General features: G+C 41.8%; 21 protein-coding genes. 17 read left to right on the forward strand and 4 right to left on the reverse strand.

Going from position 1 to position 25,827, the window contains the following annotated elements; translation table 11 throughout:
• Positions 1–300: 300 nt before the first annotated feature.
• Positions 301–975: an HAD-IA family hydrolase gene (locus tag L1D46_RS12105; protein WP_239977599.1), complete on the reverse strand. Its 675-nt coding sequence runs from the start codon at positions 973–975 to the stop codon at positions 301–303.
• Entirely contained in the window at positions 975–1,685 is a 711-nt protein-coding gene (ubiG, locus tag L1D46_RS12110; RefSeq protein WP_105174078.1) for a bifunctional 2-polyprenyl-6-hydroxyphenol methylase/3-demethylubiquinol 3-O-methyltransferase UbiG, read from the reverse strand. The genes L1D46_RS12105 and ubiG overlap by 1 nt, the downstream gene beginning before the upstream one ends.
• 176 nt (positions 1,686–1,861) lie before the next feature.
• Here ubiG and gyrA point away from each other — a divergent pair, with 176 nt between their 5' ends.
• The 11 genes from gyrA to L1D46_RS12165 all read left to right on the forward strand — a co-directional run bounded on the left by gyrA (position 1,862) and on the right by L1D46_RS12165 (position 14,454).
• Positions 1,862–4,558, forward strand: coding sequence for a DNA topoisomerase (ATP-hydrolyzing) subunit A (gene gyrA / locus L1D46_RS12115; protein ID WP_130051428.1), 2,697 nt, complete (start codon positions 1,862–1,864; stop codon positions 4,556–4,558).
• A gap of 69 nt (positions 4,559–4,627) precedes the next feature.
• Positions 4,628–5,716, forward strand: coding sequence for a 3-phosphoserine/phosphohydroxythreonine transaminase (gene serC / locus L1D46_RS12120; RefSeq protein WP_178927010.1), 1,089 nt, complete (start codon positions 4,628–4,630; stop codon positions 5,714–5,716).
• Between the two features lie 2 nt (positions 5,717–5,718).
• Complete coding sequence (aroA, locus tag L1D46_RS12125) at positions 5,719–6,999, forward strand: 3-phosphoshikimate 1-carboxyvinyltransferase (protein WP_239977594.1); 1,281 nt, start codon at positions 5,719–5,721, stop codon at positions 6,997–6,999.
• Between the two features lie 104 nt (positions 7,000–7,103).
• Positions 7,104–7,817 (forward strand): (d)CMP kinase, encoded by a 714-nt coding sequence (gene cmk, locus L1D46_RS12130; RefSeq protein ID WP_130051431.1) that lies wholly within the window; start codon positions 7,104–7,106, stop codon positions 7,815–7,817.
• 92 nt (positions 7,818–7,909) lie between these two features.
• Positions 7,910–9,577, forward strand: a complete 1,668-nt coding sequence (rpsA, locus tag L1D46_RS12135) for a 30S ribosomal protein S1 (protein WP_054551350.1) — start codon at positions 7,910–7,912, stop codon at positions 9,575–9,577.
• Between the two features lie 65 nt (positions 9,578–9,642).
• Positions 9,643–9,930, forward strand: coding sequence for an integration host factor subunit beta (ihfB, locus tag L1D46_RS12140; protein ID WP_036968575.1), 288 nt, complete (start codon positions 9,643–9,645; stop codon positions 9,928–9,930).
• A 20-nt stretch (positions 9,931–9,950) separates the two neighbouring features.
• Positions 9,951–10,232, forward strand: coding sequence for a LapA family protein (locus L1D46_RS12145; RefSeq protein ID WP_054551349.1), 282 nt, complete (start codon positions 9,951–9,953; stop codon positions 10,230–10,232).
• Between the two features lie 2 nt (positions 10,233–10,234).
• A complete protein-coding gene (gene lapB / locus L1D46_RS12150) occupies positions 10,235–11,371 on the forward strand; it encodes a lipopolysaccharide assembly protein LapB (protein ID WP_130051432.1) in 1,137 nt (378 codons plus the stop codon).
• A 32-nt stretch (positions 11,372–11,403) separates the two neighbouring features.
• Entirely contained in the window at positions 11,404–12,108 is a 705-nt protein-coding gene (pyrF, locus tag L1D46_RS12155; protein WP_063705476.1) for an orotidine-5'-phosphate decarboxylase, read from the forward strand.
• A gap of 295 nt (positions 12,109–12,403) precedes the next feature.
• Positions 12,404–13,828 (forward strand): AAA family ATPase, encoded by a 1,425-nt coding sequence (locus L1D46_RS12160; protein WP_239977595.1) that lies wholly within the window; start codon positions 12,404–12,406, stop codon positions 13,826–13,828.
• The gene (locus L1D46_RS12165) at positions 13,825–14,454 is read left to right on the forward strand and encodes a hypothetical protein (RefSeq protein ID WP_239977596.1); all 630 of its coding nucleotides are present in this window, start codon (positions 13,825–13,827) and stop codon (positions 14,452–14,454) included. The genes L1D46_RS12160 and L1D46_RS12165 overlap by 4 nt, the downstream gene beginning before the upstream one ends.
• Before the next feature lie 451 nt (positions 14,455–14,905).
• Here the strand turns inward: L1D46_RS12165 and L1D46_RS12170 are convergent, their stop codons facing one another.
• Both L1D46_RS12170 and L1D46_RS12175 read right to left on the reverse strand, forming a co-directional pair.
• Positions 14,906–15,736: a S1-like domain-containing RNA-binding protein gene (locus L1D46_RS12170; protein ID WP_130051436.1), complete on the reverse strand. Its 831-nt coding sequence runs from the start codon at positions 15,734–15,736 to the stop codon at positions 14,906–14,908.
• Between the two features lie 2 nt (positions 15,737–15,738).
• The gene (locus L1D46_RS12175) at positions 15,739–17,064 is read right to left on the reverse strand and encodes a DEAD/DEAH box helicase (protein WP_130052288.1); all 1,326 of its coding nucleotides are present in this window, start codon (positions 17,062–17,064) and stop codon (positions 15,739–15,741) included.
• A gap of 199 nt (positions 17,065–17,263) precedes the next feature.
• Between L1D46_RS12175 and L1D46_RS12180 the strand changes: the two genes are divergently transcribed.
• The 6 genes from L1D46_RS12180 (at position 17,264) to L1D46_RS12205 (ending at position 25,775) form a co-directional block, all read left to right on the forward strand.
• Positions 17,264–18,271, forward strand: a complete 1,008-nt coding sequence (locus L1D46_RS12180; RefSeq protein ID WP_055197229.1) for a rhodanese-related sulfurtransferase — start codon at positions 17,264–17,266, stop codon at positions 18,269–18,271.
• A 158-nt stretch (positions 18,272–18,429) separates the two neighbouring features.
• Positions 18,430–18,858 (forward strand): hypothetical protein, encoded by a 429-nt coding sequence (locus tag L1D46_RS12185; RefSeq protein WP_239977597.1) that lies wholly within the window; start codon positions 18,430–18,432, stop codon positions 18,856–18,858.
• Positions 18,859–18,995: 137 nt separating this feature from the next.
• Entirely contained in the window at positions 18,996–20,006 is a 1,011-nt protein-coding gene (locus L1D46_RS12190; protein WP_239977600.1) for an efflux RND transporter periplasmic adaptor subunit, read from the forward strand.
• Positions 20,007–20,008: 2 nt separating this feature from the next.
• Positions 20,009–23,086, forward strand: coding sequence for an efflux RND transporter permease subunit (locus tag L1D46_RS12195; protein ID WP_239977601.1), 3,078 nt, complete (start codon positions 20,009–20,011; stop codon positions 23,084–23,086).
• 83 nt (positions 23,087–23,169) lie between these two features.
• Positions 23,170–25,068: a DUF294 nucleotidyltransferase-like domain-containing protein gene (locus L1D46_RS12200; protein ID WP_130051439.1), complete on the forward strand. Its 1,899-nt coding sequence runs from the start codon at positions 23,170–23,172 to the stop codon at positions 25,066–25,068.
• Positions 25,068–25,775 (forward strand): 3'-5' exonuclease, encoded by a 708-nt coding sequence (locus L1D46_RS12205; protein ID WP_239977598.1) that lies wholly within the window; start codon positions 25,068–25,070, stop codon positions 25,773–25,775. Before L1D46_RS12200 ends, L1D46_RS12205 begins: the two co-directional genes overlap by 1 nt.
• Positions 25,776–25,827: the final 52 nt, after the last annotated feature.

Here is a 25,827-nt window from a genome sequence, read left to right on the forward strand (position 1 = left end):
GAATAACATTTAGCCACAATATCTGGTGTTGTTTAAATTGCAGATCACAAGATAGTGTGGTCTGCGTTGTTTTGCAAGGGATAGAATTGCCCCATTTTGTGGATAACTATTGGATAAACGTATTGTGTTAGTAACCATTAACCTTTGAACATTCATAGAAGACGAAATTTGTAGAAATCAACAAAAGATCCAGAAAATTTATCGTTTTTAAAAATAAATTTTGACTGATTTTTTTATCATCAAAGAATGCTCAAAAGTGAATCAAATCACAATATATGGTGTTTCATCTATCAAATAACACTATATATGGTTAAATCCATCAATGGGTGTTTGCCAATTGAAATCCGCTTGCCAGTCAAGAGCAGCATCAACACTGGGTATGTAACCCCATAACGCCGTTGCACTATACATATTGGCAGCTTTTGCAGCTTGAATATCACGTTCAGCATCACCGATATATAAACAGCGACACGGATCAACGTCTAAGATCTCAGCTGTGTGTAAAAGTGGATCGGGAGATGGTTTTGAAACAGCTAATGTATCGCCACTTACTACCGCCATCGCTTTACTCAAAGAGGGTATAGCTTGTACTAAGGGCTCAGTTAAAAAGCCGGGCTTATTAGTCATAATGCCCCACTTAATATTGTTTTGCTCAAGTGCAATTAAAAGCTGCTCGATGCCATTAAAGCATTTACTGTGTACAGCGATATCTTCGGCGTAGTAATCAAGAAGCTGTTGGCGCAAAGCGAGTTGTTCAAGTTCTGGCCATTTATCACCAAAGCCTACTTCTAATAATGCATTTGCACCATTAGAAGCAGCAGGGCGATAAACATGTTCAGCAACAGGGGCCACATTGGCATCTGCTAACACGCGGTTTAATGCACCACCTAAGTCATCCGCAGTATCGAGTAGAGTGCCATCTAAATCAAAGATAAAGGCATCAAAATCGATAGAGGGTGCTTGCACACCACTCATCACGCTAGTTTCTCAAAGTGCAGGATGTAATTAACACTTACATCATCGTTTAAGCTGTACTGCTTAGAAAACGGATTATAGTTAAGACCTGTACTGGCGCGTACTTTTAATCCAGCTTCTTCAGCCCATGCAATAAGCTGTGCAGGTTTTATGAATTTTTTATGGTCATGGGTACCTTCAGGTACCATTTTCAATAGCTTTTCAGCACCAACAATGGCAAACAAATAAGCTTTTGGTGTTTTATTTAATGTTGAAAAGAATACATCGGCACCAGGTTTAGCAAGTTCTGCTACAGCGCGAATAATAGAAGCGGGATCTGGAACATGCTCAAGCATTTCCATACACGTCACAACATCAAAGCGAGCAGGGTGCTCAGCAGCAAATTGCTCTGCAGGTACTTTTATATAATCAACAGGCACGCCTGTTTCTAAACTATGTAACTTAGCAACGGTTAATGGCTCTTGGCCCATATCAATGCCAGTTACTTTAGCGCCCATACGGGCCATGCTTTCACTTAAGATGCCGCCACCACAGCCAACATCTAAGGTTTCCTTATCAAATAAGCCGCCCACTTTATCTGCGACAAAATCCAAGCGAAGAGGATTTATTTCATGAAGGGGTTTGAACTCTCCGTCGCGGTCCCACCAACGTTCTGCGATGGCTTCAAACTTTGCAATTTCTGCATTATCTACATTCTGATGCTCGGTCATAAAAAACTTCCTCGTTAATCTGAGGCCATTATATAGGGGTAAATTAATAAATCGCAAAGATTTAGCGCCTGTAAATCTAAATAAATTGTGATAGCATGGTCAGGAAATAATAACTAAAGCTCTTAAGACGGCGATTTGCCTCTTAATGAGTCAATACTGAAGGAATGTGAAATCAAATGACTGATCTCGCCAATGAAATTCTGCCAGTCAATATTGAAGATGAATTAAAAAATTCTTACCTTGATTATGCCATGAGTGTAATCGTAGGTCGTGCATTGCCAGACGTACGTGACGGCTTAAAGCCTGTTCACCGCCGCGTTTTGTTCGCAATGAACGAACTCAATAATGATTGGAATAAACCTTACAAGAAATCAGCACGTGTTGTTGGTGATGTAATCGGTAAGTACCACCCACATGGCGACAGCGCGGTATATGACACCATCGTTCGTATGGCGCAGCCTTTCTCATTACGCTACATGCTTGTTGACGGCCAAGGTAACTTTGGTTCTGTTGACGGTGACTCTGCGGCAGCAATGCGTTATACGGAAGTCCGTATGGCGAAAATGTCACATGAATTATTAGCTGATTTAGAAAAAGAAACGGTTGATTACGTACCTAACTACGACGGTACTGAGCAAATTCCTGACGTATTACCTACTAAAGTACCTAACTTATTAGTAAATGGTTCTTCGGGTATCGCTGTTGGTATGGCGACAAACATCCCACCTCATAACTTAACAGAAGTTATCAATGGTTGTTTAGCGCTAATCCAAAACCCAGACATGTCAATTGCTGACCTTATTGAATATATCCCGGGTCCGGATTTCCCGACTGCGGCGATTATCAATGGTAAAAAAGGCATTGAGCAGGCGTATTTAACGGGTCGTGGTAAAGTATACATCCGTGCTCGCGCTGAAATCGAAGTTGACGAAAAAACTGGTCGTGAAACCATTATTGTTCACGAAATTCCTTATCAAGTTAACAAAGCGCGCCTTATCGAAAAAATCGCTGAGCTAGTTAAAGATAAGAAGATTGAAGGTATTAGCGCACTACGTGACGAATCAGATAAAGACGGTATGCGTATCGTTATCGAAATCAAACGTGGTGATGTTGGTGAAGTAATCTTAAACAACCTATATGCACAAACTCAGTTACAAACTGTGTTTGGTATGAACATGGTTGCACTTGATAACAACCAACCTAAGTGTTTCAACTTAAAAGAAATGCTTGAAGCGTTTATCGTTCACCGCCGTGAAGTTGTTACACGTCGTACTGTATTCGATTTACGTAAAGCCCGTGACCGTGCTCACACGCTTGAAGGCTTAGCGATTGCTCTTGCGAATATCGACCCGATTATCGAACTTATTCGTAAGTCACCAACCCCAGCAGAAGCAAAAGCAGCATTAACAGCTCGCCCTTGGGAACTTGGTACAGTTAAAGCTATGCTTGAAAAGGCAGGTGAAGATAACGTAGCACGTCCTGACTGGTTAGCCGCTGATTTAGGTATCCGTGACGGTCAGTACTATTTATCTGAGCAACAAGCACAAGCAATTTTAGACCTACGTTTACACAAACTAACAGGTCTTGAACATGAGAAAATCTTAGACGAGTACCAAAACTTACTTGATCTAATTGCTGAGCTTTTACACATTCTTTCAAGCCCAGATCGTTTAATGGAAGTTATCCGCGACGAGCTAGTAGAAATTAAAGAGCAATATGGTGACGAACGTCGTACTGAAATCAGTGCAGCTGCTCACGATATTAGCCTTGAAGACCTAATCAATGAAGAAGACGTTGTAGTAACGCTTTCTCACGAAGGTTACGTTAAATATCAACCACTCTCTGATTACGAAGCACAGCGCCGTGGTGGTAAAGGTAAGTCAGCAACTAAGATGAAAGATGAAGACTTCATCGAGCGTCTATTGGTTGCTAACACACACGATACAATTCTGTGTTTCTCAACGGCAGGTCGCTTATATTGGTTGAAAGTTTATCAGTTACCATTAGCAAGCCGTGCAGCGCGTGGTAAGCCAATTGTTAACTTATTACCACTTGAAGCTGATGAGCGTATTACCGCTATCTTACCAGTACGTGAGTACGAAGAAGATAAATACATCTTTATGGCAACAGCGTTTGGTACAGTTAAGAAAACACCACTTACCGCATACAGCCGTCAACGTGCGAGCGGTATTATCGCTGTTAACCTTAATGAAGGTGATAGCCTAATTGGTGTTGATATCACTGATGGCACGAATGAAATCATGCTATTCACTGATGCCGGTAAAGTTGTCCGCTTTAAAGAAGCAGAAGAGTCAGAAGTTGTTGATGAAAACGGCAACCCTGTGCTAGACGAAAACGGTAACCCGGAAATCCGCTTCAAAGGTGTTCGTCCGATGGGCCGTACAGCAACGGGTGTTCGTGGTATTAAGATGGCTGACGACCAACGCGTTGTGTCGTTAATCGTACCTAAGTCAGATGGTGCTATCCTAACTGTGACAGAAAACGGTTACGGTAAGCGTACAGCACTTGAAGATTACCCATCGAAGAGCCGTGCAACACAAGGTGTTGTATCAATCAAAGTAAGCGAGCGTAATGGCGCTGTGGTTGGTGCAGTACAAGTTGACGAAAACGACGAAATCATGATCATCTCTAATCGCGGTACATTAGTACGTACCCGTGTTAATGAGGTTTCTACGGTTGGTCGTAATACTCAAGGCGTTATTTTGATACGAACTATTGACGAAGAGCAAGTAGTTGGTTTACAACGTATCGAAGAAATCGAAGTTGATGAGCTTGAAGCCATCGAAGGCGAGGCCGTTGAAGTAGTCGATACCAATACTGAAGAAACGGGTGATAACCCACCTTCAGAATAACATTGATTTAAAAAGCGGCTTCGGCCGCTTTTTTTATCCGCACTATAATTACTGGAATGAGGCAAAGTAATGACTAAATATAATTTTTGTGCAGGACCGGCAATGCTACCGCCGGCAGTTATGCAAAAAGCACAAAAAGAATTTATAGATTGGCAAGGTTTAGGTGTCTCTGTGATGGAAATTAGCCATCGCAGCAGCGACTTTTTAGCACTTACTGCTAAATGTGAAGCAAGCCTGCGTCGCTTAATGAATATTAGTGATGAGTTTGAAGTGTTATTTATGCACGGCGGTGGCCGTGGTCAATTCAGTGCTGTGCCATTGAATCTTCACCTTGATGATAAACCGGCTGTGTACTGTGAAAACGGTGTATGGTCTAAAGGTGCTACTTCAGAAGCTGCTAAATTCACTGCTGTTGAAAGTATTAATGTACGTGATGATGAACAGCAAAATGGTCAGTTCTCTATCAAACCAGCAAGCAGCTGGGAATTACCTGCTGATGCGTCGTACATTCACTATTGCCCGAATGAAACCGTAGATGGCATTGAGATTTTCGAAGTACCATCACATCCATCTGCACCGATTGTTGCTGATATGTCATCGACTATTTTATCGCGCGAATTTGATGTAAATCAGTTTGATCTTATTTACGCTGGCGCACAAAAAAATATCGGCCCGTCTGGTTTATCGATTGTTATTATTCGTAAAACGCTACTTGAACGTGAAGGCCTTGCAAAGCCAGGAATTCTTGATTACGCATTAGAAGCGAAACAAGGCAGCATGTATAACACACCACCTACATTTGCGTGGTACTTAGCTGCTGAAGTATTTGAATGGCTTGAAGCAAACGGTGGCGTTAAAGCGATGGAAGAGCAAAACATCGCAAAAGCAGAATTACTTTACAACTTTATTGATAGCTCAGATTTTTATAGTAATAAAGTTGCCAAGCATTGCCGTTCACGCATGAACGTACCGTTTTGGTTAAACGATGAATCATTGAATGAAAAATTCATTAATGAGTCAAAAGAAGCAGGCTTATTAGCCCTTGAAGGTCACCGTATTGTTGGTGGTATGCGCGCAAGCATTTATAACGCGATGCCACTTGAAGGTGTTCAAGCTTTGGTTAATTTTATGGAAAAATTCGCCAAGGAGCACAGCTAATTATGGAACAGCTTCGTCTTGAACCAATCTCAAAAGTAAATGGTAGTGTGACACTGCCAGGCTCAAAAAGTTTATCAAACCGTATCTTACTGTTAGCAGCACTGGCAGAGGGCACAACGGTTGTTGAAAACCTTCTCGACAGTGATGATATTCGTCATATGCTAGGTGCGTTAAATCTTTTGGGCGTAAATGTATCGCTTAATGAAGATAAAACAGTGGCTACCGTAGAGGGGGTTGCAGGTAAATTTAAAACCCCAAGTGAGCCATTATTTTTAGGCAATGCTGGTACTGCTTATCGTCCACTGACAGCTGTATTAGCTGCTGTAGAAGGCGAATATCAGCTGGTGGGTGAGCCACGTATGGAAGAGCGCCCAATCGGCCATTTGGTTGATGCACTGCAAGCCCTGGGTGGTGATGTTGAATATCTTAAGCATAAAGACTATCCACCACTGGCCATTAAAGGCGGCAAAATCAACGGCGGTAAAGTTGAAATTGATGGCAGTATTTCGAGCCAGTTCTTAACTGCGTTACTAATGGCGGCGCCATTATTTAATGGCGACACAGAAATCACCATTAAAGGCACGCTGGTATCAAAGCCTTACATTGATATTACCCTAGATGTGATGAAGCGTTTCGGTGTTATTGTGAGTCATGACAACTATGAAACGTTTTACGTTAAAGGCTGTCAGCAGTATCAAGCACTTGAGCGTATTATGGTCGAAGGTGATGCTTCAAGCGCCTCTTATTTTGTTGCGGCGGCTGCAATAGCTGGCGGCGAAATTGAAATTAATGGGGTAGGTGCTGCATCTGTTCAGGGTGATATTGGTTTTGCCAAAGTTATGGAACAAGTCGGCGCTAAAATTGATTGGTACGATGAAAAGTTGGTGGTTCGTAAAGGCGAGCTGAACGCGGTTGATATTGATGCTAATGCAATTCCTGATGCAGCGATGACTCTCGCAACCGTTGCGCTTTTCGCAAAAGGTACAACGGCGATTCGTAATATCTATAACTGGCGTGTAAAAGAAACAGACCGTTTATATGCAATGGCTACTGAGCTTCGAAAAGTTGGTGCAGAAGTTGTTGAGGGTGAAGATTTCATCGAAATAACACCACCAGAAACATTCAATGATGTAGCGATTGATACGTACAACGATCACCGTATTGCCATGTGTTTTGCGATGGTTGCTGTTGGCGGGAAGCCGATAACCATTAACGATCCTAAATGTACATACAAAACTTTTCCAACGTTTTTCAAAGTACTAGAGTCTGTCTCAAGTCAATAAAACAGAAGAAAATATAAAAAGTTACACTCTAGATGCGGATCTATTTCAAGAACTGACGTATAATATCGCGGATTTATTTTGGTGTGCATTGCAGGAGGTTATAAATGCAGGCGTTATCAATGCCCGTAATCACCATCGATGGCCCAAGTGGTTCAGGTAAAGGAACTGTTTGTCGCTTGTTAGCCGAGAAATTAGGTTGGGATGTATTAGACAGTGGAGCGATTTATCGTGTGCTGTCACTTGCAGCGCTTCATCATCAAATTGAACTAGATAATGAAGATGCGCTAGTGCCGTTAGCTGCAAACTTAGATGTACAGTTTTTGGTCGACAGCCAAACACATACTTCTAAAATTGTCTTGGAAGGCGAAGACGTCACAACCACAATCCGCAACGAAGAAGTGGGTGCTGCGGCATCAAAAATTGCTGCATTACCACGGGTGAGAGAAGCATTATTACGTCGTCAACGTGCGTTTCGTACTGAGAGCGGCCTAATTGCCGATGGTCGTGATATGGGCACAGTTGTGTTTCCAGATGCACCATTGAAAATTTATTTAACCGCATCAGCTGAAGAGCGCGCTCGTCGTCGCTTTGCTGAGTTGAATGAACGCGGTCTTGATGTTACACTAAGTGGTCTACTTGAGGACATAAAAGCTCGTGATCACCGCGATATGACGCGTGAAGTTGCGCCGCTTGTTCCTGCAGAAGACGCTATTGAGCTTGATACTAGTGAGCTCAATGCAATGCAAGTGTTTGATAAAGTTGTAACTTTACTCGACGAAGCAGTACTTGCAGGAAAGCTTCCAAAAGCTAAAAAGTAATTTATTAAGGTGCCGGCAGGAAGCCAGCGCTATTTTAACAACCCCATGCAGCATGGTTGCTAATTGGTTATTTAATTATTTAGAGACGTATAATGTCAGAAAATTTTGCGCAGTTATTTGAAGAAAGCCTTAAGGGTTTTGAAGCAGAGCAAGGCTCTATCGTTAAAGGTACTGTTATCTCAATCGAGAACAACATCGTACTTGTTGATGCTGGTCTTAAATCTGAAAGTGCAATCCCTGCTGAGCAATTCAAAAATGCTGCTGGTGAACTAGAAGTTGCTGTTGGCGACGAAGTAGATGTTGCTTTAGACGCAATCGAAGACGGTTTCGGTGAAACTATCCTTTCTCGTGAGAAAGCGAAGCGTCACGAAGCGTGGATCCGCTTAGAAAAAGCATGTGAAGAGCAAGAGACTGTTACTGGTGTTATCAACGGTAAAGTTAAAGGCGGTTTCACTGTTGAAGTTGATTCAATCCGTGCCTTCCTACCTGGTTCACTTGTTGATGTTCGTCCAGTACGTGACACAACTCACCTTGAAGGTAAAGAGCTTGAGTTCAAAGTAATCAAGCTTGACCAAAAACGTAACAACGTTGTTGTTTCTCGCCGTGCAGTTATCGAATCAGAAAACTCACAAGAGCGTGAAGAGCTTCTTGCTAACCTTGTTGAAGGTCAAGAAGTTAAAGGTATCGTTAAGAACCTTACTGACTACGGTGCGTTCGTTGACCTTGGTGGTGTTGACGGTCTACTACACATCACAGACATGGCGTGGAAGCGTGTTAAGCACCCTTCAGAAATCGTTAATGTTGGCGACGAAATCGCAGTTAAAGTTCTTAAATTCGACAAAGAAAAGACTCGTGTATCTCTAGGCCTTAAACAGCTTGGCGAAGATCCATGGGCAGCTATCGCTGGTCGTTACCCAGAAGGTTCTAAGCTTTCTGGTCGTGTAACTAACCTTACTGACTACGGTTGTTTCGTTGAAATCGAAGAAGGCGTAGAAGGTCTAGTACACGTTTCTGAAATGGATTGGACTAACAAGAACATCCACCCTTCAAAAGTTGTTTCACTAGGTGACACTGTTGAAGTTATGGTTCTTGAAATCGACGAAGAGCGTCGTCGTATTTCTCTTGGTCTTAAGCAATGTATTGCTAACCCATGGCAAGAATTTGCTCGTCTACAAAACAAAGGCGACCAAGTTACTGGTAAGATCAAATCAATCACTGACTTCGGTATCTTCATCGGTCTTGAAGGCGGTATTGACGGTCTTGTTCACCTTTCAGACATTTCTTGGAACACGCCTGGCGAAGAAGCTGTACGTGAATTCAAGAAAGGCGACGAAATCACTGCTATCGTATTACAAGTTGACCCAGAGCGTGAGCGTATCTCTCTAGGCGTTAAACAAATCGAAGCTGACCCATTCAATAACTACCTGGACGCAAACAAAAAAGGTGCTATTGTTAAAGGTAAAGTGACTGAAGTTGATGCGAAAGGCGCAACTGTTGAGCTTATCGAAGGCGTTGAAGGTTACATCCGTGTAGCTGATATCGCTCAAGAGCGTGTTGAAGATGCTACTACTGTAGTTTCTGCAGGCGACGAAATCGAAGCGAAATACGTTGGTGTTGATCGTAAGAACCGCACTTTAAGCTTATCTGTTAAAGCTCTTTTCGAAGCAGAAGAGAAAGAAGTATTAGAGAAGCTTAAGAAAGAAGAGCCAGCGTTCGAAAACGCTATGGCTGCAGCATTCAAAAATGCTCAAAAAGACTAATATCTAGTCTTTTAAAATTGGAAGGGCAGTTTTGCCCTTCCTTTACCACTCTTTAAGGAAACGCTATGACTAAGTCAGAATTGATAGAACAACTTGCCGAGCAACATGCACACATCCCTGTGAAAGATGTTGAAAATGCCGTTAAAGAAATTCTTGAACAAATGGCCGGTTCATTATCTAGCTCAGATCGCATCGAGATCCGTGGCTTTGGAAGTTTCTCATTGCATTATCGTTCTCCTCGCACAGGTCGTAATCCAAAGACTGGCGAAACAGTTGAGTTAGACGGTAAGCATGTACCACATTTTAAACCAGGTAAAGAGTTACGTGACCGCGTAAATGCGAGTATTGCCTAGTTTTATACAGGAGTAGTTACTTGTTTAGGGTATTAAAAATTGTATTAATTGCGCTGTGTTTATTTATTGCGTTTGTACTTGGTTCACAGAATCCACAATTGGTGCAAATCAATTATTTAATCGCTAGTAATACTTTACCCCTAGCTGTTGTAATAAGTATCTGCTTTATTTTAGGTGTCGCAATTGGTTGTTTTATAAGCTTTACACTATTTTCTCAGTTAAAGTGGCAAAATTATCGTTTAAAGAAAAAATTAGCGCCTGAAAAAAACAATAAAAAGCTTGTTGCTAATAAAGACACCTAATCATGATTGAGCTTCTGTTTTTACTTTTACCCGTTGCAGCCGGTTACGGTTGGATAATGGGTAAAAACAGCGCTAAAAACCAAGCTCATCAGCTTAATCGCCAAATCACCTCTGAATATTCTAAAGGCCTTAAATTTCTCTTAGACAGAGAAGAAGACCAAGGCTTAGAGCACCTTATCAATCTACTTGAAGTTGCTGCCGACTCAGTTGAACACTATTCAACACTGGCAACTATGTTTCGCCGCCGTGGCGAGCTTGACCGCGCAATTAAAATTCATGAGTTGTTATTAAAACACCCAAGCCTTGATGAACAACAAGCTGCAACCAGTCGTTTAGAGCTGGCTGAAGATTACATCATGGCAGGCTTATTAGATAGCGCAGAAGAGCATTTAGTTTGGCTTGTAAAAGCAGGATATAAAGAAGCGCTCGAACCAATTATCAATCTTTATTCACAAACTCGTGAATGGGAAAAGGGCATTAACATGTACGAGGCCCACAGTGAGTTGTTCACTAAACCTCAGCATGTAAAAGCCATTGCCAATTTTTACTGTGAAGCGGCCTTACAAGATAATGATACGCAAATTATGCGTAAAGCCATTAGCTTAAACCATAAAGCCATTCGTCCATTATATGAGCTTGGTCACAGTGCCTTTACCAATGAAGATTATGTAAAAGCAATTTACTATTGGCGCGAGCTAATCAGTCAGTTCACGTTTTTTGCGCCGGTATTTATTGAAGAGCTTGCACTGAGCTATCAAAAGCTAAATTTAACGCATCAGTTTTACGAATTACTTAATGAACTGCTCGATAAAGGTGGCGTATTAATAAAAATAAAACACTGCCAAGCCTTACTTGAGCAAGGTCACATAGAGCAAGCGATAAAATTTTTAACGGATAGTTTAAAGCGTCATCCAACTATTCGTGGCTTTAGCTTTTTATTACAGCTACTTGCCAAACAAAACAACGATATTAAAGATGTACTCGATCAAATTGATAAGCTAGTAACGTCTTATATCGCAACCAAACCTGATTTTCAGTGCCAACACTGTGGCTTTACCAGTCATACCATTTATTGGGTATGTCCATCATGTAAGCACTGGGAAACAATTGTTCCAAGCCGTGGCATAGACGGTTTTTAATTCATATTAGTCCATTAGTTTTTAGGAAAGTTATGTCTGTCGAAGATTCAAAAAAAGTATTAATTGCCCTTGATTACGATGATCAACAAACAGCTCTTGCGTTTGTAAAGCAATTATCGCCTGATACGTGTCGTCTTAAAGTAGGCAAAGAAATGTTCACGTATTTTGGTCCTAGCTTTGTTAAGGAACTAATCGACTTAGGGTTTGATGTATTCTTAGACCTAAAATTTCACGATATTCCAAACACAGTGGCTAAAGCTGTAACAGCAGCTGCAAAAATGGGTGTATGGATGGTTAACGTGCATGCCTCTGGTGGCGTTGAAATGATGACTAAAGCAAAACAAGCTTTAGAACAGTTTGGCGATGATGCACCATTACTGATTGCAGTAACTGTACTAACCAGTATGGATGCCGCAGAGCTTACTCGTTTAGGTGTAGATAAAACACCTGAAGAGCAAGTAATTTACCTAGCAAACCTTGCTAAAGAATCAGGCCTTGATGGGGTAGTGTGCTCAGCACAAGAAGCGAAAAAGCTAAAAGCAGAACTCGGCGCAGACTTTAAACTGGTTACCCCTGGTATTCGCCCAGCTGGCAGCGATGCAGGTGACCAAAAACGCATCATGACACCTAAACAAGCCGTTGAAGATGGCAGCGACTATTTAGTTGTAGGCCGCCCAATCACCCAATCGGCAGATCCAGTTGCAACACTAAAAGAAATTAACGACTCACTAAAATAACCTCGTTATTTTAAAATAGTCTCTAAAGAGCATTGTAAGCGTGATTTATATCGCGCTAAATACAGTGCTCTTTTTGTTTGTGGCAATTTTCCTAGGTTATCTGCATTTGAGAATCAGTTAATCAAACTCGTTTTTGGACAAAAGCGTGTTAGCGACTTTTCTAGTTTAGTTCATGACGAATAACTAGAAGTATGGCTAACGTAAAATTGACTGCCAACAGGCCTCAACAACTATACTTACTAACTTATATGTGAGAAATTCCATATTAATACAATCGGATAGTGTGGATAATCACATGGGATTCAGAGTTAATACCATCGCAATTCATGAGCTTTGGCATTTGGGGTCAACTGAAGAGAACGCTTTTACTGTAATAATAGGAAATAACGGGTGTGGAAAAACGCAGCTGTTAGTTGATACTTGTGCTTATTATCAAGAAATGTACTCTCAGTTGCTCAATAGCGACAGACCTAACCTAGCTACAGCAGTCCGTGATGTAAAGGAATATTCTGCTCAGTGGAGTCTATTAGGAGAAAGGTTCGGCCTTTCTTTACCAAAAAAGTTGATTGCAGCGTCAACGAGTCAATTTGAAAAGTTCCAACAAAGATGGAAGAACAAAAAGGACATTCAACAAAACGGGTTTTATGCCTACGTAGGTTCTAAACCTTATTCACCATTTCAAGCACCTTCAACACGTATCGCGTCGAAAGCAATTCAACAATTATTGGGCAATGAAAGATTTGAAACGAGAAAACTTGTTGCGTTAACAAATTTCCTGCATAAGTTCGATTTTGGTGGTTTATTGCGTTTGCGTTTTAATGTGGCTATTTCTAGCGATGACTTTACAAATTTGCAAAATGGCCAACAATTACAGCCAAAAACAGCTCTGATACTGAAGGAAGCCCTAGAAGAATATGAACAAGAAGAAATCCTTGGGCTAATCCAATATTGTGAAGAAATCTACAAAGAACCAGAATTCCTTCTTTCTTTAGATCGCAATACTTTTACATTAAAACACTTAAGAAAACACGAAGAGACCTTTTCTGACGTTGACATAGATCGTCACGTCGTTTCCACGCTGCTTAGGGCTGGACTTATTGAGCTAGAAAATCTTGAGACAGTTCGTCACACAAAAAGTCCCTCAAATTATGTAGACGATCTTGATATTTCAGATGTACCTCTGACGGGCTTAGCTAAGCGTAGTTCTGGCGAGCAATGCTTGTTCCTGCTCTTTTTGGGTATTATTTCTTCTATAGAAGATGATGCACTGATCTGCATCGATGAACCTGAAATCAGCCTTCATCCGCAATGGCAAGAGAAGTTTGTAGAAATTCTTAGGGACTCATTTTCAGGCTATCAAGGGTGCCATTTCCTTATCGCAACGCACTCTCCCTTAATTGTATCAGACATCTCCGCTTCAAATAGTTGCGTGTACGATATGGTTAATCGCAAGTTAATTGATGCTCGCCCTCATAAAGAGCGCTCTGCAGATTATCAGTTGGCGACGTTGTTCCATAATCCAGGCAATAACAATGAATATTTGATTACTCAAATTATTGAGGTCTTGGATTCTGTCTGTAAGACAGAAAACCCTTCCGAAGAAGCGTTAATAACTGCGAATTGGCTATTGAGCTTTGAATCTCAATTGGAAGAACACGATAAAGTCAGAGTCTTACTGGGAATTATGCGCTCAACTTTATTGGCAGGAGGGTATCTATGACCCCTTTTGTTCTGAACGAAGATGACGAAGCGATCATCACAAGCGTGTTGGAAAAAAACGTATCCCCTAATGAAAAATGGGCGGATCCTGCGGTGACAGAACTCAAAACTAGAATGAAACGACATTACATCGAACAGCAAGAATATTGCTGTGCTTATTGTAAGGTTCACAAACCTTCCTTGCATGGTGGGGATTGGGATTTAGAACATATCATGCACAAAAACAATTTTGATAAGTGGATGTTTCACCCAGAGAACCTCTGTGTCTCCTGTAAAGAATGTAATGGATACAAAGGTACATCGTTAATTACCAAATCCCCTACTTACAACAAATTCCCCACTCGGTCATCGAATTACACTATCGTCCATGCACACTACGATAGGTACGAAGACCACATCACCGCACTGGTGCCTGGAATAACCTATAGGTATAAGGGGGACAAGCATGGTAAAGGATGGAAAACCATCGAAGTGTGTGGGTTGTTACGCTACCACGAAGAGGGAGGCCGAACACAGGTTGACCCAATCATCCAAGCTGTATTGCGTTTAGCTGCTGATGACCAGAGACAAGAAAACTTACAGCTTGCCATCGAAATGTTACAAGGCAAAATCAACGCGCTAAGTTAGTCTGAGTTGCACTCTTAACTGATTGTATCCGAAAAGTTGTTTGGTATTAAAAAATCTATGAAAAACTCTTGAAGTTAAACGGGGCGCATTTACTTTCTCCAGCACGAAATGGGGCAGAAATGAGTTGAACCAGAAAGGTAGCTTCTGTCGTAATGCCGACTTTTACTTTTAAATGAAAAATACTCAAAATAGTGTTAGAAAATTTACCGCGCCTATTTGTTACAGCTAACAAAACCAATAAAAAAGAGTAAAGCTTTCACTTTACTCTTTTTCATATATATCAATAATCTTGTTAGCTCGTAGCTCGTAGCTCGTAGCTCGTAGCTCGTAGCTCGTAGCTCGTAGCTCGTAGCTCGTAGCTCGTAGCTCGTAGCTCGTAGCTCGTAGCTCGTAGCTCGTAGCTCGTAGCTCGTAGCTCGTAGCTCGTAGCTCGTAGCTCGTAGCTCGCAACTTACTTCAATCTAATCGACGTCGCTTCAATATCAATCAAACCTTGCTTAAACAAACCGCCAATGGCTTTTTTGTAGTTTGCTTTACTGGTCGAAAACGTCTTTTTAATTGCTTCAGGGTCTGACTTATCACCTAGGTGAAGTACGCCGCCTTCGGCTTTTAATTTATCTAAGATTTTTTCGCCTAAGTCGTTTACTTTACCCATACCTGGTTTTTCAAGTAGTACGTCGATTTTGCCGTCTTCACGTACTTTTTGAATAAAGCCTTTTAAGCGCTGGCCTACAAATAGCTTTTTAAATACCGTGTTGTAGTAAACCACACCAATGTGGGCTTCGTTTACGAGTACTTTGTAGCCTAGGTCTGTTTTACCCGCAACGATTAAGTCAACTTCTTCCATTACAGAGTAAGTTGGTTCATCTTTTGATAAAAACTTATTAAAGTTGCTCGATGCACAAATACGTTGGCTGGCGTTATCGAGATATAAGCGTACAAGATACGAAAAGCCGTCTTTCATTTTTGGCTTTTGTTCGTTGTATGGTGCTAGTACGTCTTTTTCGAGGCCCCAATCCATAAACGCACCGGTGCTATTAATCGCTTTAACACGTAGTAGGGCAAATTCGCCTACCTCAGCCAATGGTTTTTTTGTGGTGCCTGTTGGGTGACCTGCGTGATCTAAGTAAATGAATACTTGCACGCTGTCGCCAGCTTCTAGTTCGTAGTCAATTTCTTTGCTTGGTAAGAATACTTCGCCTAAATCACGGCCATCTAAATAAGCACCTTCGTTAGATATTTCGTTAACGAAAAGGGTTTGTGTGGTTCCTAAAATACTCATTGTTATTCCTGTTCTGGCTTTTTCTTACGGCGCATTGGAGCAAAACCATCTACATCAATTGGTGCTTGAATAGGGGCTTTTGGCTTCTTAGGGGCTGCTTTGCGTTTTGGTTTAGCAGGTTTAGCAGCCACTTTTTTCTCCGCTTTTTTCCAAACTGTGTTTGGTTTTTTCTCACGCAGACCTTTAAATTTACCAACAAGGCCGTCAACGGTGAAAAAGCTTAATTCATCATTTAAAAATGCTTTAATTGCTTTGTAGCTTGGCCAATCTTTCGGGCCAACTAATGAAATGGCAGTACCCTTAAAGCCTGCGCGACCTGTACGACCAATACGATGCACATATTCTTCAGCATGTTTTGGTAGGTCAAAGTTAATAACGTGGGTCACGCTTAATAAATCAAGACCACGTGATGCAACATCGGTAGTGATCAAAATTTTGAAGTTTTCACGGCTAAAGGCATCCATGATTTCAAGGCGTTTAGCCTGAGTTAAGTCACCTGCGAGTGCTTGTGCTTTAAAGCCTTTATCGTTCAACAACTGACTTAAGCGTTGGGTGTCAGCTCGTGTTGCGGTGAAAATAATACACTGACCAACATTGTCTTGTTTTACAAAGTGCTCAAGTAAGGCTTCTTTGTGATCTAAGTGATCAGCTAAATAAAGCTGCTGAGTAATATCACTATGTTGCTCATTTGAGGCACTTAACAATATTTGTTTTGGTGAACGTAACAAGTTACGTGACAGGGCATCAACTTGTGCATGGTCAAGGGTTGCTGAGAACAATAACGTTTGGCGCAAGCGGTGATCAGCAAGGTCGTTGATCATTTTAACTTGCTCGGTAAAGCCTAAATCTAAAATACGGTCGGCTTCATCAAAAATTAAAAGCTCTAAGCCTGAAAGCTGTAATGAGCGTTGACTTAAATGGTCAGCTAAACGCCCCGGAGTTGCCACTACAAAATGAGGGTCTTTACGAAGTGCTTTAATTTGGTCATTAAAGTTTTCACCACCGAGTACTTTTACCGCACTAATATTTGTGCCAGCAATTAATAATCTTAATTGGCTGTATACTTGGGTTGCTAATTCGCGGGTAGGCGCAACGATTAAAACGCGAGGGTCGCGTTTACTGAGAGCTTTTTGCTTCATTACGCGCTGTACAGCAGGTAATAAAAACGCCAGCGTTTTGCCCGATCCTGTTTTTGACTGTGCAAAAATATCATGGCCTGCGATAGCTGTAGGTACCGCGTGAGCTTGAATGTCGGTGGGCTGGGTGATGCCTTGATGCGCAAGTTGTTTTTCGAGGCGTGTATCAATCCCAAGTTCAGTAAAGTGCAATGCGTAATCTCCGATGAGCAAAATTTGTAAATCCTGTTCATTATAACGCACTTGCCTTACTAGGAGACAGTAAAAACACAGCTATTTCGCATCAGTTTTTGCAATTATCGCTAATTCGCGTAAAATACGCGCCCTCAATGCGCCGGATTTGCGATTCGGTTAACGCCCCACATGGGCATTTAAAGCAAAAGGTAAAACCATGACTGCTGTTCATAAAGACAATGTAACTAGCGAGCACTTTGTTGTTTGCGCACTATACAAATTTGTAGCCCTTCCTGATTTTGAAGCGATTCGCCAACCATTACTTAAAGTGATGGAAGACAATGAAGTACGCGGTACTTTGTTACTTGCGGCTGAAGGTATCAACGGTACTGTTTCTGCTAAGCGTGAAGGTATCGATAACCTACTTGCATGGTTAGATTCACAACCAAACCTAGATAACATCGTGACAAAAGAGTCATACGATGACGAATGCCCGTTCTACCGTACTAAGGTAAAACTGAAAAAAGAAATCGTAACTATGGGTGTTGAAGGTATCGACCCACGTGAAGTAGTGGGTACATACGTAAAACCAGCTGACTGGAATGCATTAATTTCAGACCCTGAAGTGATTCTTATCGATACGCGTAACGATTACGAAATCGAGATCGGTACTTTCCAAAATGCGGTTGATCCAAACACTAAAACATTCCGTGAATTCCCAGCATGGGCGAAAGAAAACCTAGACCCAGAAAAGCACAAGAAAGTGGCGATGTTCTGTACCGGTGGTATTCGCTGCGAAAAATCAACTGCGTACATGAAAGAGCAAGGTTTTGACGAAGTATTCCACCTTGAAGGCGGTATTCTTAAGTACTTAGAAGAAGTACCAAAGGAAGAAACTATGTGGGAAGGTGAGTGTTTTGTATTTGATAACCGCGTTGCGGTAAATCACGATTTACAAAAAGGTTCTTACGACCAATGTCATGCGTGTCGTATGCCTATCACTGAAGAAGAAAAGCAAAAGCCTGAATACATGGAAGGTGTTTCGTGTCATCACTGTCACGACAGCCTAACAGAAGAACAACGTGCACGTTTTGCTGAGCGTCAAAAGCAAATCGAATTAGCACAAGCTCGCGGTGAAGGCCATATTGGTAACGAAGCGCAAGAAGTTCTGCGTAAGCGTAAAGAAGCTAAAAAAGCGCAAAAAGAAGCACAGCGCCAACAGTAACTCTTAGCTTTTTGAATTGATAAAACCTCAGCATTGTCTGGGGTTTTTTTATGCCCGTCTATTAGCCACATACAGTTTCTTACACATATTAAACAGTCTCTAACTTATATCAGGAATAGTATCTTACTTAAGCTTTAAACTGATGGGATGAGAAAACAATGAAGAAATTACTACTAGGTTTACTATTTTTAGGAGGTTGTGCCTCGCAAGGTGTTGATAGAGCAGACCAAAATGTAATGATCAAACGCTTTTACGCAAAAGTGATGTCAGTGCAACCTGTTAAATTGTCATCCAACGTTAAAACAGGGATTGCTGCAGGTTCTACTATAGGCATTGTTGATCAGTTAGATGGTAACCACGAAGATATGATTGCAGGCGCTATTGCTGGGGCGCTTGTTGGCGGCATAGTGACTGCGATATCAGAAGGTAGTAATGATGCCTTTGAATATTCTTTAAGATCAGAGCAAGAAGGGAATTTTACGCTTATTCAAAAGGAACAAATAACTGATCAATCTGATTGTGTTGAGGTAACCATTGCCAGTGAAGCACATGTAAAAGAAACAGATTCATTACATTGCCGTTTCTAATTAATAAACACGCGAGAGAGCGTCGTCTATTTCACCTTGGCTAATTGTTTATTAAACGAAGTCAGCTTTTTATTGATCACAAAGCTGTTACACTTCGTAACAATTAAAACGATTCTTATTTAGGTGAAATTTTGACAATTGGCAAATTACATACATGGACTTTAATTGCCTGTATTAGTTGTGTTTCTGTCGCTGAGGCGGCTAATGTAGTTGTAGAATCAGTGTCGGTTGAAAAATCTAAACAACAGATAAAAGCTGTGGGTAATGCCGAAGCTATTCATTCTGTAACACTTTACCCAGCTGTTGGGGATAGAGTTACTGCTGTTTACTTCAAGCCCGGCGATAAGGTTGCCAAAGGTGACTTACTATTAGAGCTTGATTCGCGCAGACAAAAAGCTGCGCTGATGGAAGCTGAAATTACTTTAAAAGATGCTGAGCGCACTATGAAAAGGCTTGAGGAAAGCCATTCTCGTGGTGCGGTACCGCAAAGTGATTTAGACGATGCCAAAACACTTTACGAACTAGCTAAAGTGAAGTTAATGCAAGCAAAAACAGAGCGTGAAGACCGTGAAGTTCGCGCTCCATTTAGCGGTGTTATGGGCTTAACTGACGTCGAAGTGGGCGACAGGATCACAACCCAAACAGCCATCGCTACCATCGATGATATTTCAGCGCTTTATATTAATTTTAATGCCCCAGAGGCAGCTGTGTCTGTGCTTAAACAAAAATCAGCAGTCGAAGTGGTACCTTGGTTAGGCGATGAAACTTACACGGCTAAAGTGGCAGAGCTTGATTCACGTATCAATGCACAAACCCGCACACTCAGAACAAAAGCTAAGCTTGATAATAATGATCAACAGTTTATGCCGGGTATGAGCTTCCGTGTACATATAAATATTCTAGGTGAAGAGCTTGCCGTAGTACCAGAAGCAGCGATGATGTGGGGAGCTGCAGGCCCTTATGTTTGGAAGAGTGTTGATAATAAAGCAACCCGCGTTGATGTAAAAATTGAGCAGCGTTTAGCTGGGCGTTTATTAGTCTCCGGAGGCTTAAAAGAAGGCGACTTACTGGTAACTGAAGGGGTTCAACGCCTTAGACCTAATCAAGAGCTTAATTTCATTAATGAAGTGCAGCTAGCCAAGGAGTAATGATGAAACAGCAACCTATGATGGAAGATCTGCCATCAATGGCGATACGTCGCCCTGTTTTAATTGTGGTACTTAACTTACTCATTATTATCGCTGGTATTGCTGCAATAGCGGGGGTTGAAGTACGAGAGCTTCCTGATGTTGATAGACCTCGTATTACTGTATCAGCTTCTTTTCCTGGTGGCTCACCAGAAACTGTAGATACCGAAGTAACCAGTAAGCTCGAAGGAGCGGTTGCTAGGGTCAGTGGTGTTAAGTCAATTCGTGCGCAAAGTGAAGAAAACAATGCCCGTATTGTGGTTGAGTTTCGCCCCGGTGTTAATCTAGATGATGCTGCAAACGAAACGCGAGAATCGGTAGCGCGAGTACAACGAGAATTACCCGAAGAAGTTGAACGGGTATCAATAATTAAAGCCGATAACGATGCCGAAGCGGTTGTCTCTTTAACAGTATCAAGCGATAGTTTGTCCCTTGAGGCGTTGACAGAGCGCGTTGATGTTGATTTAGCTCCGCAGTTTTTAACCATTCCCGGGGTTGCCGATGTTCGCTTAAATGGTGACCGTGAACGGGTACTTAGAGTGCGCATCGACCCGCTTAAGCTGAGCAGCTTTAACCTTACGGTGCCAGATATTGCTAATGTACTTCGTCAAGCTCCTTTTGATGTGCCTGCGGGTAGTTTAAAATCAAGCGATCAACAGGTAATAGTTCGTGCTGATGCAACGTCAGTGTCTGCAGAGCAAGTGGCAGACATCATTGTCCGTGATGATACTCGTATTGGTGATGTCGCTGCTGTTTACTTTGGTCCTGCAGATCCGCGCTCATTTGTCAGGCTCAATGGCACACCTGTTATTGGCATGGAAATTATTCGTCAAGCCCAATCTAATACCATTGAAATTTCTGATGAAGTGCTCACTTTAATTGAGCGTATGCGTGAACGTTTTCCTGAAATGGAGTTTACTTTAACCTCTGACGATGCGCAGTTTATTAGAAGCTCAGTTGATGAGGTAATTAACTCACTATTACTGACAGTACTATTAGTAGTGATAACACTTTGGGTGTTTATTGGCTCTTGGCGGGCAACACTTGTTCCTGCATTTGCGATACCTGTTGCGTTAATTGGCTCTTTAGCACTGATTTGGGCCCTTGGTTTCTCAATTAATATACTTACCTTACTTGCATTAGTATTAGCAACAGGCCTAATTGTTGATGATGCAATTGTGGTCAGTGAAAACATACAGCGTCAACGTGGTTTAGGTCTAGGTCGACGTGCTGCTGCCGTGGTTGGTACTCGCGAGGTGTTCTTTGCTGTTGTGGCGACAACCGCTGTATTAGCTGCGGTGTTTGTACCTATTGCCTTTTTACCTTCAACAGCAGGGCGGTTATTTAGAGAGTTTGGTGGTGTGCTAGCTGGCGCGGTGATCATCTCAAGTTTTGTTGCTTTATCCTTGGTACCTGCACTAACTTCAAAACTGAAATTAAAGCAGGGCGGTTTTCATCCTTTTGCTAAAGTTGGCCATGTTTTAGCCGCCGTATATAAGCGCACAATACACGGAGTTCTTCAACATGCATGGCTAACCTTTTTTGCTTGTGTGTTGGTTGCTGCAGGCTCTGGGGCACTGTATTTCAATTTAGATAACGAACTATTGCCAACAGAAGATCGCGGCAAAATTCGTATTTTTGCACGAGGTCCTGATGGTGTTGGCTTGAACTTTATGGACAGGCAAGCGGTGCAAATGGAAGATATCTTACTGCCGTATGTAGAAAGTGGTGATATCGAGTCTATTTATACTGTGGTTGGGCAATGGGATCCAAATATTGTATTTATCACCGTGCCATTAAAACACTGGGACGAACGTCACTTTAGCCAGCAAGAAATCATCAATAAGATTCGTGGTCCTTTAGGAAATATTCCAGGTGCGGCTGGTTACCCAGGTGGTTCAAATAGTTTGAATCTACGCGGTCAAGGTGGTGGTATTGAGCTTGCGTTATTAGGGCAAGACTATCTTGAGATATTTAAAGCAGCACAAGACTTTTCTGCTGAGATTGAAAAGGCAGTGCCAGAAGTGGCGCCTGTGCGTATTTCATATCAGCCGTCACAACCACAATTACGGGTCAATATTGATAGACGTCGTGCCGAAGAGCTTGGCGTATCGCTTAGTGATATATCAGTAACGCTACGAGCTGCAATTAATGGTGATGATATTGCTGATTTAAACATTGGTGATCAATCAATCCCAATCATGTTGCAAGCTCAAAACCAAACTATCACTAATCCAAGCGATTTAGCTAATTTGTATGTTGGCGGCCGTAACGGTCAGTTAGTGCCGCTTAGTAGCGTTGCGACTATCACAGAAGAAGGTGTGGCTGCAGAGCTAGAGCGCCATGCACAGCGTCGTGCTATTGAGCTAAGTATGGAAATGCCAGAGGGTGTTACAATTGCTGAGCTGGTAACAAAAATCCGTGATATTTCAGAGCAATCTCTACCTGCTGGTATTAGTTTGGCGTTTAAAGGTGAAGCATTAACCTTCGAAGAAACTGCCAATGAAGTATTGATGACCTATGTATTGGCGTTTTTAATTGTACTGTTGGTACTTGCGGCGCAGTTTGAAAGTATTAATAGTGCAATAGTGGTGATGATAACAGTGCCATTTGGTATTACGTCAGCCATTTTAGCCTTGTATCTAACAGGTACCTCACTAAATATATACTCGCAAATAGGATTAGTGATGTTGATTGGCTTGATTGCCAAAAATGCAATATTGCTGGTGGAGTTTGCTGATCAGTTACGTGACCAAGGCCGAACGGTTAGAGTCGCTGTTGGAGAGGCCGCATTAGTTCGCCTTCGCCCAATTGCAATGACACTGGTTTCAACCTTACTGGGTGCATTACCACTAATTCTATCTACTGGCGCTGGAGCAGAGGCTCGTAACGCGATTGGATGGGTGGTGTTTGGCGGTTTAGCACTTGCGGTGTTATTTACCCTTTATTTAACACCGGTTATTTATCTTGGTCTAGCGCGCTTCACAAAACCAAGAGGTGATGAGTCGAAACTTCTTGCTGAAGAGTTAGAAAAGGCTTAATCCTAACAAATTGGCTATTTTTCTTTGAAAAAATAGCCAATTACCCTCACAATTAAATCAAATGTTTAAAACTAGGTACGCGTATGCAAGCCGAACACGTTGATATTGCCCAATTTCTCTCCGATCATGCTCCTTTTGATGATCTACCTGATGAGGCTGTAAATAAACTCGCATCACAAGTCGAAATAGCCTACTTTCGGGCCGGCACAGAAATATTAAATTATGGTGATGATATTGCAGACTTATTTGTTATACGCACTGGTGCCGTTGAAATGTATCGGCGTGATGGTGATTTATATAACCGTTTAACTATCGGTGGAATTTTTGGTTCAATGGGTCTTCTTATGAACCGTAAAGTGCGTTTTCCGGCAAAGGCACTTGAAGATACCTTAGTTTATTGCATCAATGTGAAGTTGTTTAACCAATACTGTGATGAATACGAAGTATTTGCCGACTTTTTTGAAGCCGATGGTAATGTGCGCCTTCATCAGGCAATTGTTGAACAAGCGGATAGCAACGACTTAACTACAGCAAAAGTGAAGTCACTACTGCACCGTGATGCAGTGACTGTTGCAAAAAGTGCCTCTGTGCAAATGGTTGCACAATTGATGACACAAGAGTCGGTATCGTCTGTGCTGGTTACTGATGCCGATAAACCAATCAGTGATGATCCTGATGACGACGATGGCCAAGTAGTAGGCATCATTACCGACCGTGACTTACGTACTAGTGTGATTGCTGAAGGTTTGAGTTACGAAGCGCCAGCAGAGCAAATTATGCAAACAGACTTAGTTCTGCTTGATAGTAATGCGTACGTGTTTGAAGCCGTGCTTGCTATGCTCAGAGATAACATTCATCACCTGCCAGTCGTTGTGAAGAAAAAACCCATTGGTGTTATTTCGTTATCGGATATTTTACGTTACGAATCGCAAAGTAGCTTATTGTTGGTGCGAGGTATATTAGCTCAGCAATCGATTGAAGATTTAGCTTACTATGCAAGACAACTACCTAATGTGTTTGTGCGCATGGTAAATGAAGATGCTAACTCACATATGATAGGCACAGCTATGGCTGTGATAGGACGCACATTTAAACAGCGTTTGCTTGATTTAGCCGAAGAAAAATTTGGCCCGCCACCAGTTCCTTATTGTTTTATCGCTTTAGGCTCAATGGCTCGTGATGAACAATTAATTGTCACCGACCAAGATAATGCCATTATCCTTGATAATAGTTTTAATGAAGAATTACACGACGATTATTTTCAAAAGTTAGCTGATTTTGTCTGTGATGGTTTAGCCGAGTGTGGTTATAAATACTGTGAAGGTGAAATTATGGCGTCTTTTAAAAAGTGGCGTTTAACGCGGGAGCAGTGGAAAGAACAATTTGCCGGTTGGATGGCAGAACCAAAACCACAGGCATTATTACATAGTTCCATCTTTTTTGATTTAGATGGCGTTTACGGTAAAAACAAGTGGGCTGATGAGCTTAAGCGATTCATTGCAACAGAAGGGCGCAAGAATAAACGTTTCTTGGCTAATCTAGCTGCCAATGCACGAAATAGAACACCGCCTTTAGGTTTCTTTAAAGACTTTGTGTTAGAGCACAATGGTCAGCATAAGCGGTCAATGAATTTAAAACGCCGTGGAACTGCGCCTTTATCAGATGTTATTCGTGTACATGCTCTGGCAGTAGGTAGCCGCAAACAAAATTCATTCGAGCGTTTGGAAGATATTATCGAAGCTAAATTACTGCCCGAGGGTAAGGCACAGGATCTACGAGATGCCCTTGAATATATTGCCATGATCAGAATTAGGCACCAAGCATGGCAAATTGAAAAGCTTGATGAAGAACCTGATAACGATCTTGAGCCTCATTTGCTTTCTCCTTTTGAGCAACGAAATCTAAAAGAGGCATTTGCGATTCTAGATAAAGCGCAGAGTTTCCTTAAATTCAGATACTCTGCTAACTCAGGGATTAAGTAATGGCAAAACAAGGGGCAAAACTTGATTGGCCGACTCGGTATCAGCAGTTATTAGCTGCGAGTAAACAGCCGTTAATTCAAGAGTTTTATGAATCTGCCATTTGTGACCTAAAGATGCCAATCAGTGACGTTCCTTTAGTGGCGCTTGATTTTGAGACAACAGGTCTAAATTTTCAAAATGACGATATAGTCAGTGTCGGCTTAATCCCATTTAATACTAAGCGTATCTTTTGTAAAGATAGCCAGCATTGGATTGTTCAGCCAAGGCGTAAGCTCGCTGAAGAGTCGATTGTTATTCATGGCATAACCCATTCAGAAGTAAGCGATGCGCCAGATTTCTCAACAATTATGGAACCACTAATAACAGCATTGAAGGGCAAAGTGATTGTGGTGCATTTTGCACCCATTGAAAGGCATTTTTTATATCAAGCGTTGCAAGCACGCCTAGGCGAAGGACTTGAATTTGCCGTTATAGACACGCTAGATCTGGAAACTCGTGCTCTGCGAGCAAAGCAGGGGTTACTAGGTCGATTATTCAACTCTAAGCTTGATTCTGTGCGATTAGCTGATTCTCGTATTCGTTATTCGCTGCCAGCTTATCAAAACCACAATGCGCTGAATGATGCCACTGCTACCGCAGAGTTATTACAAGCGCAAATCGCATATCATTACCGCCAAGATACGCCGCTAAGCGAATTTCTTATATAACAACCGTAGCACCGACTATATATCGGGTAATTTAAATTAATTGACCAAAGCT

It is taken from the genome of Pseudoalteromonas sp. Isolate3 (assembly GCF_022398505.1).
Taxonomy (GTDB): Bacteria; Pseudomonadota; Gammaproteobacteria; order Enterobacterales; family Alteromonadaceae; genus Pseudoalteromonas; species Pseudoalteromonas apostichopi.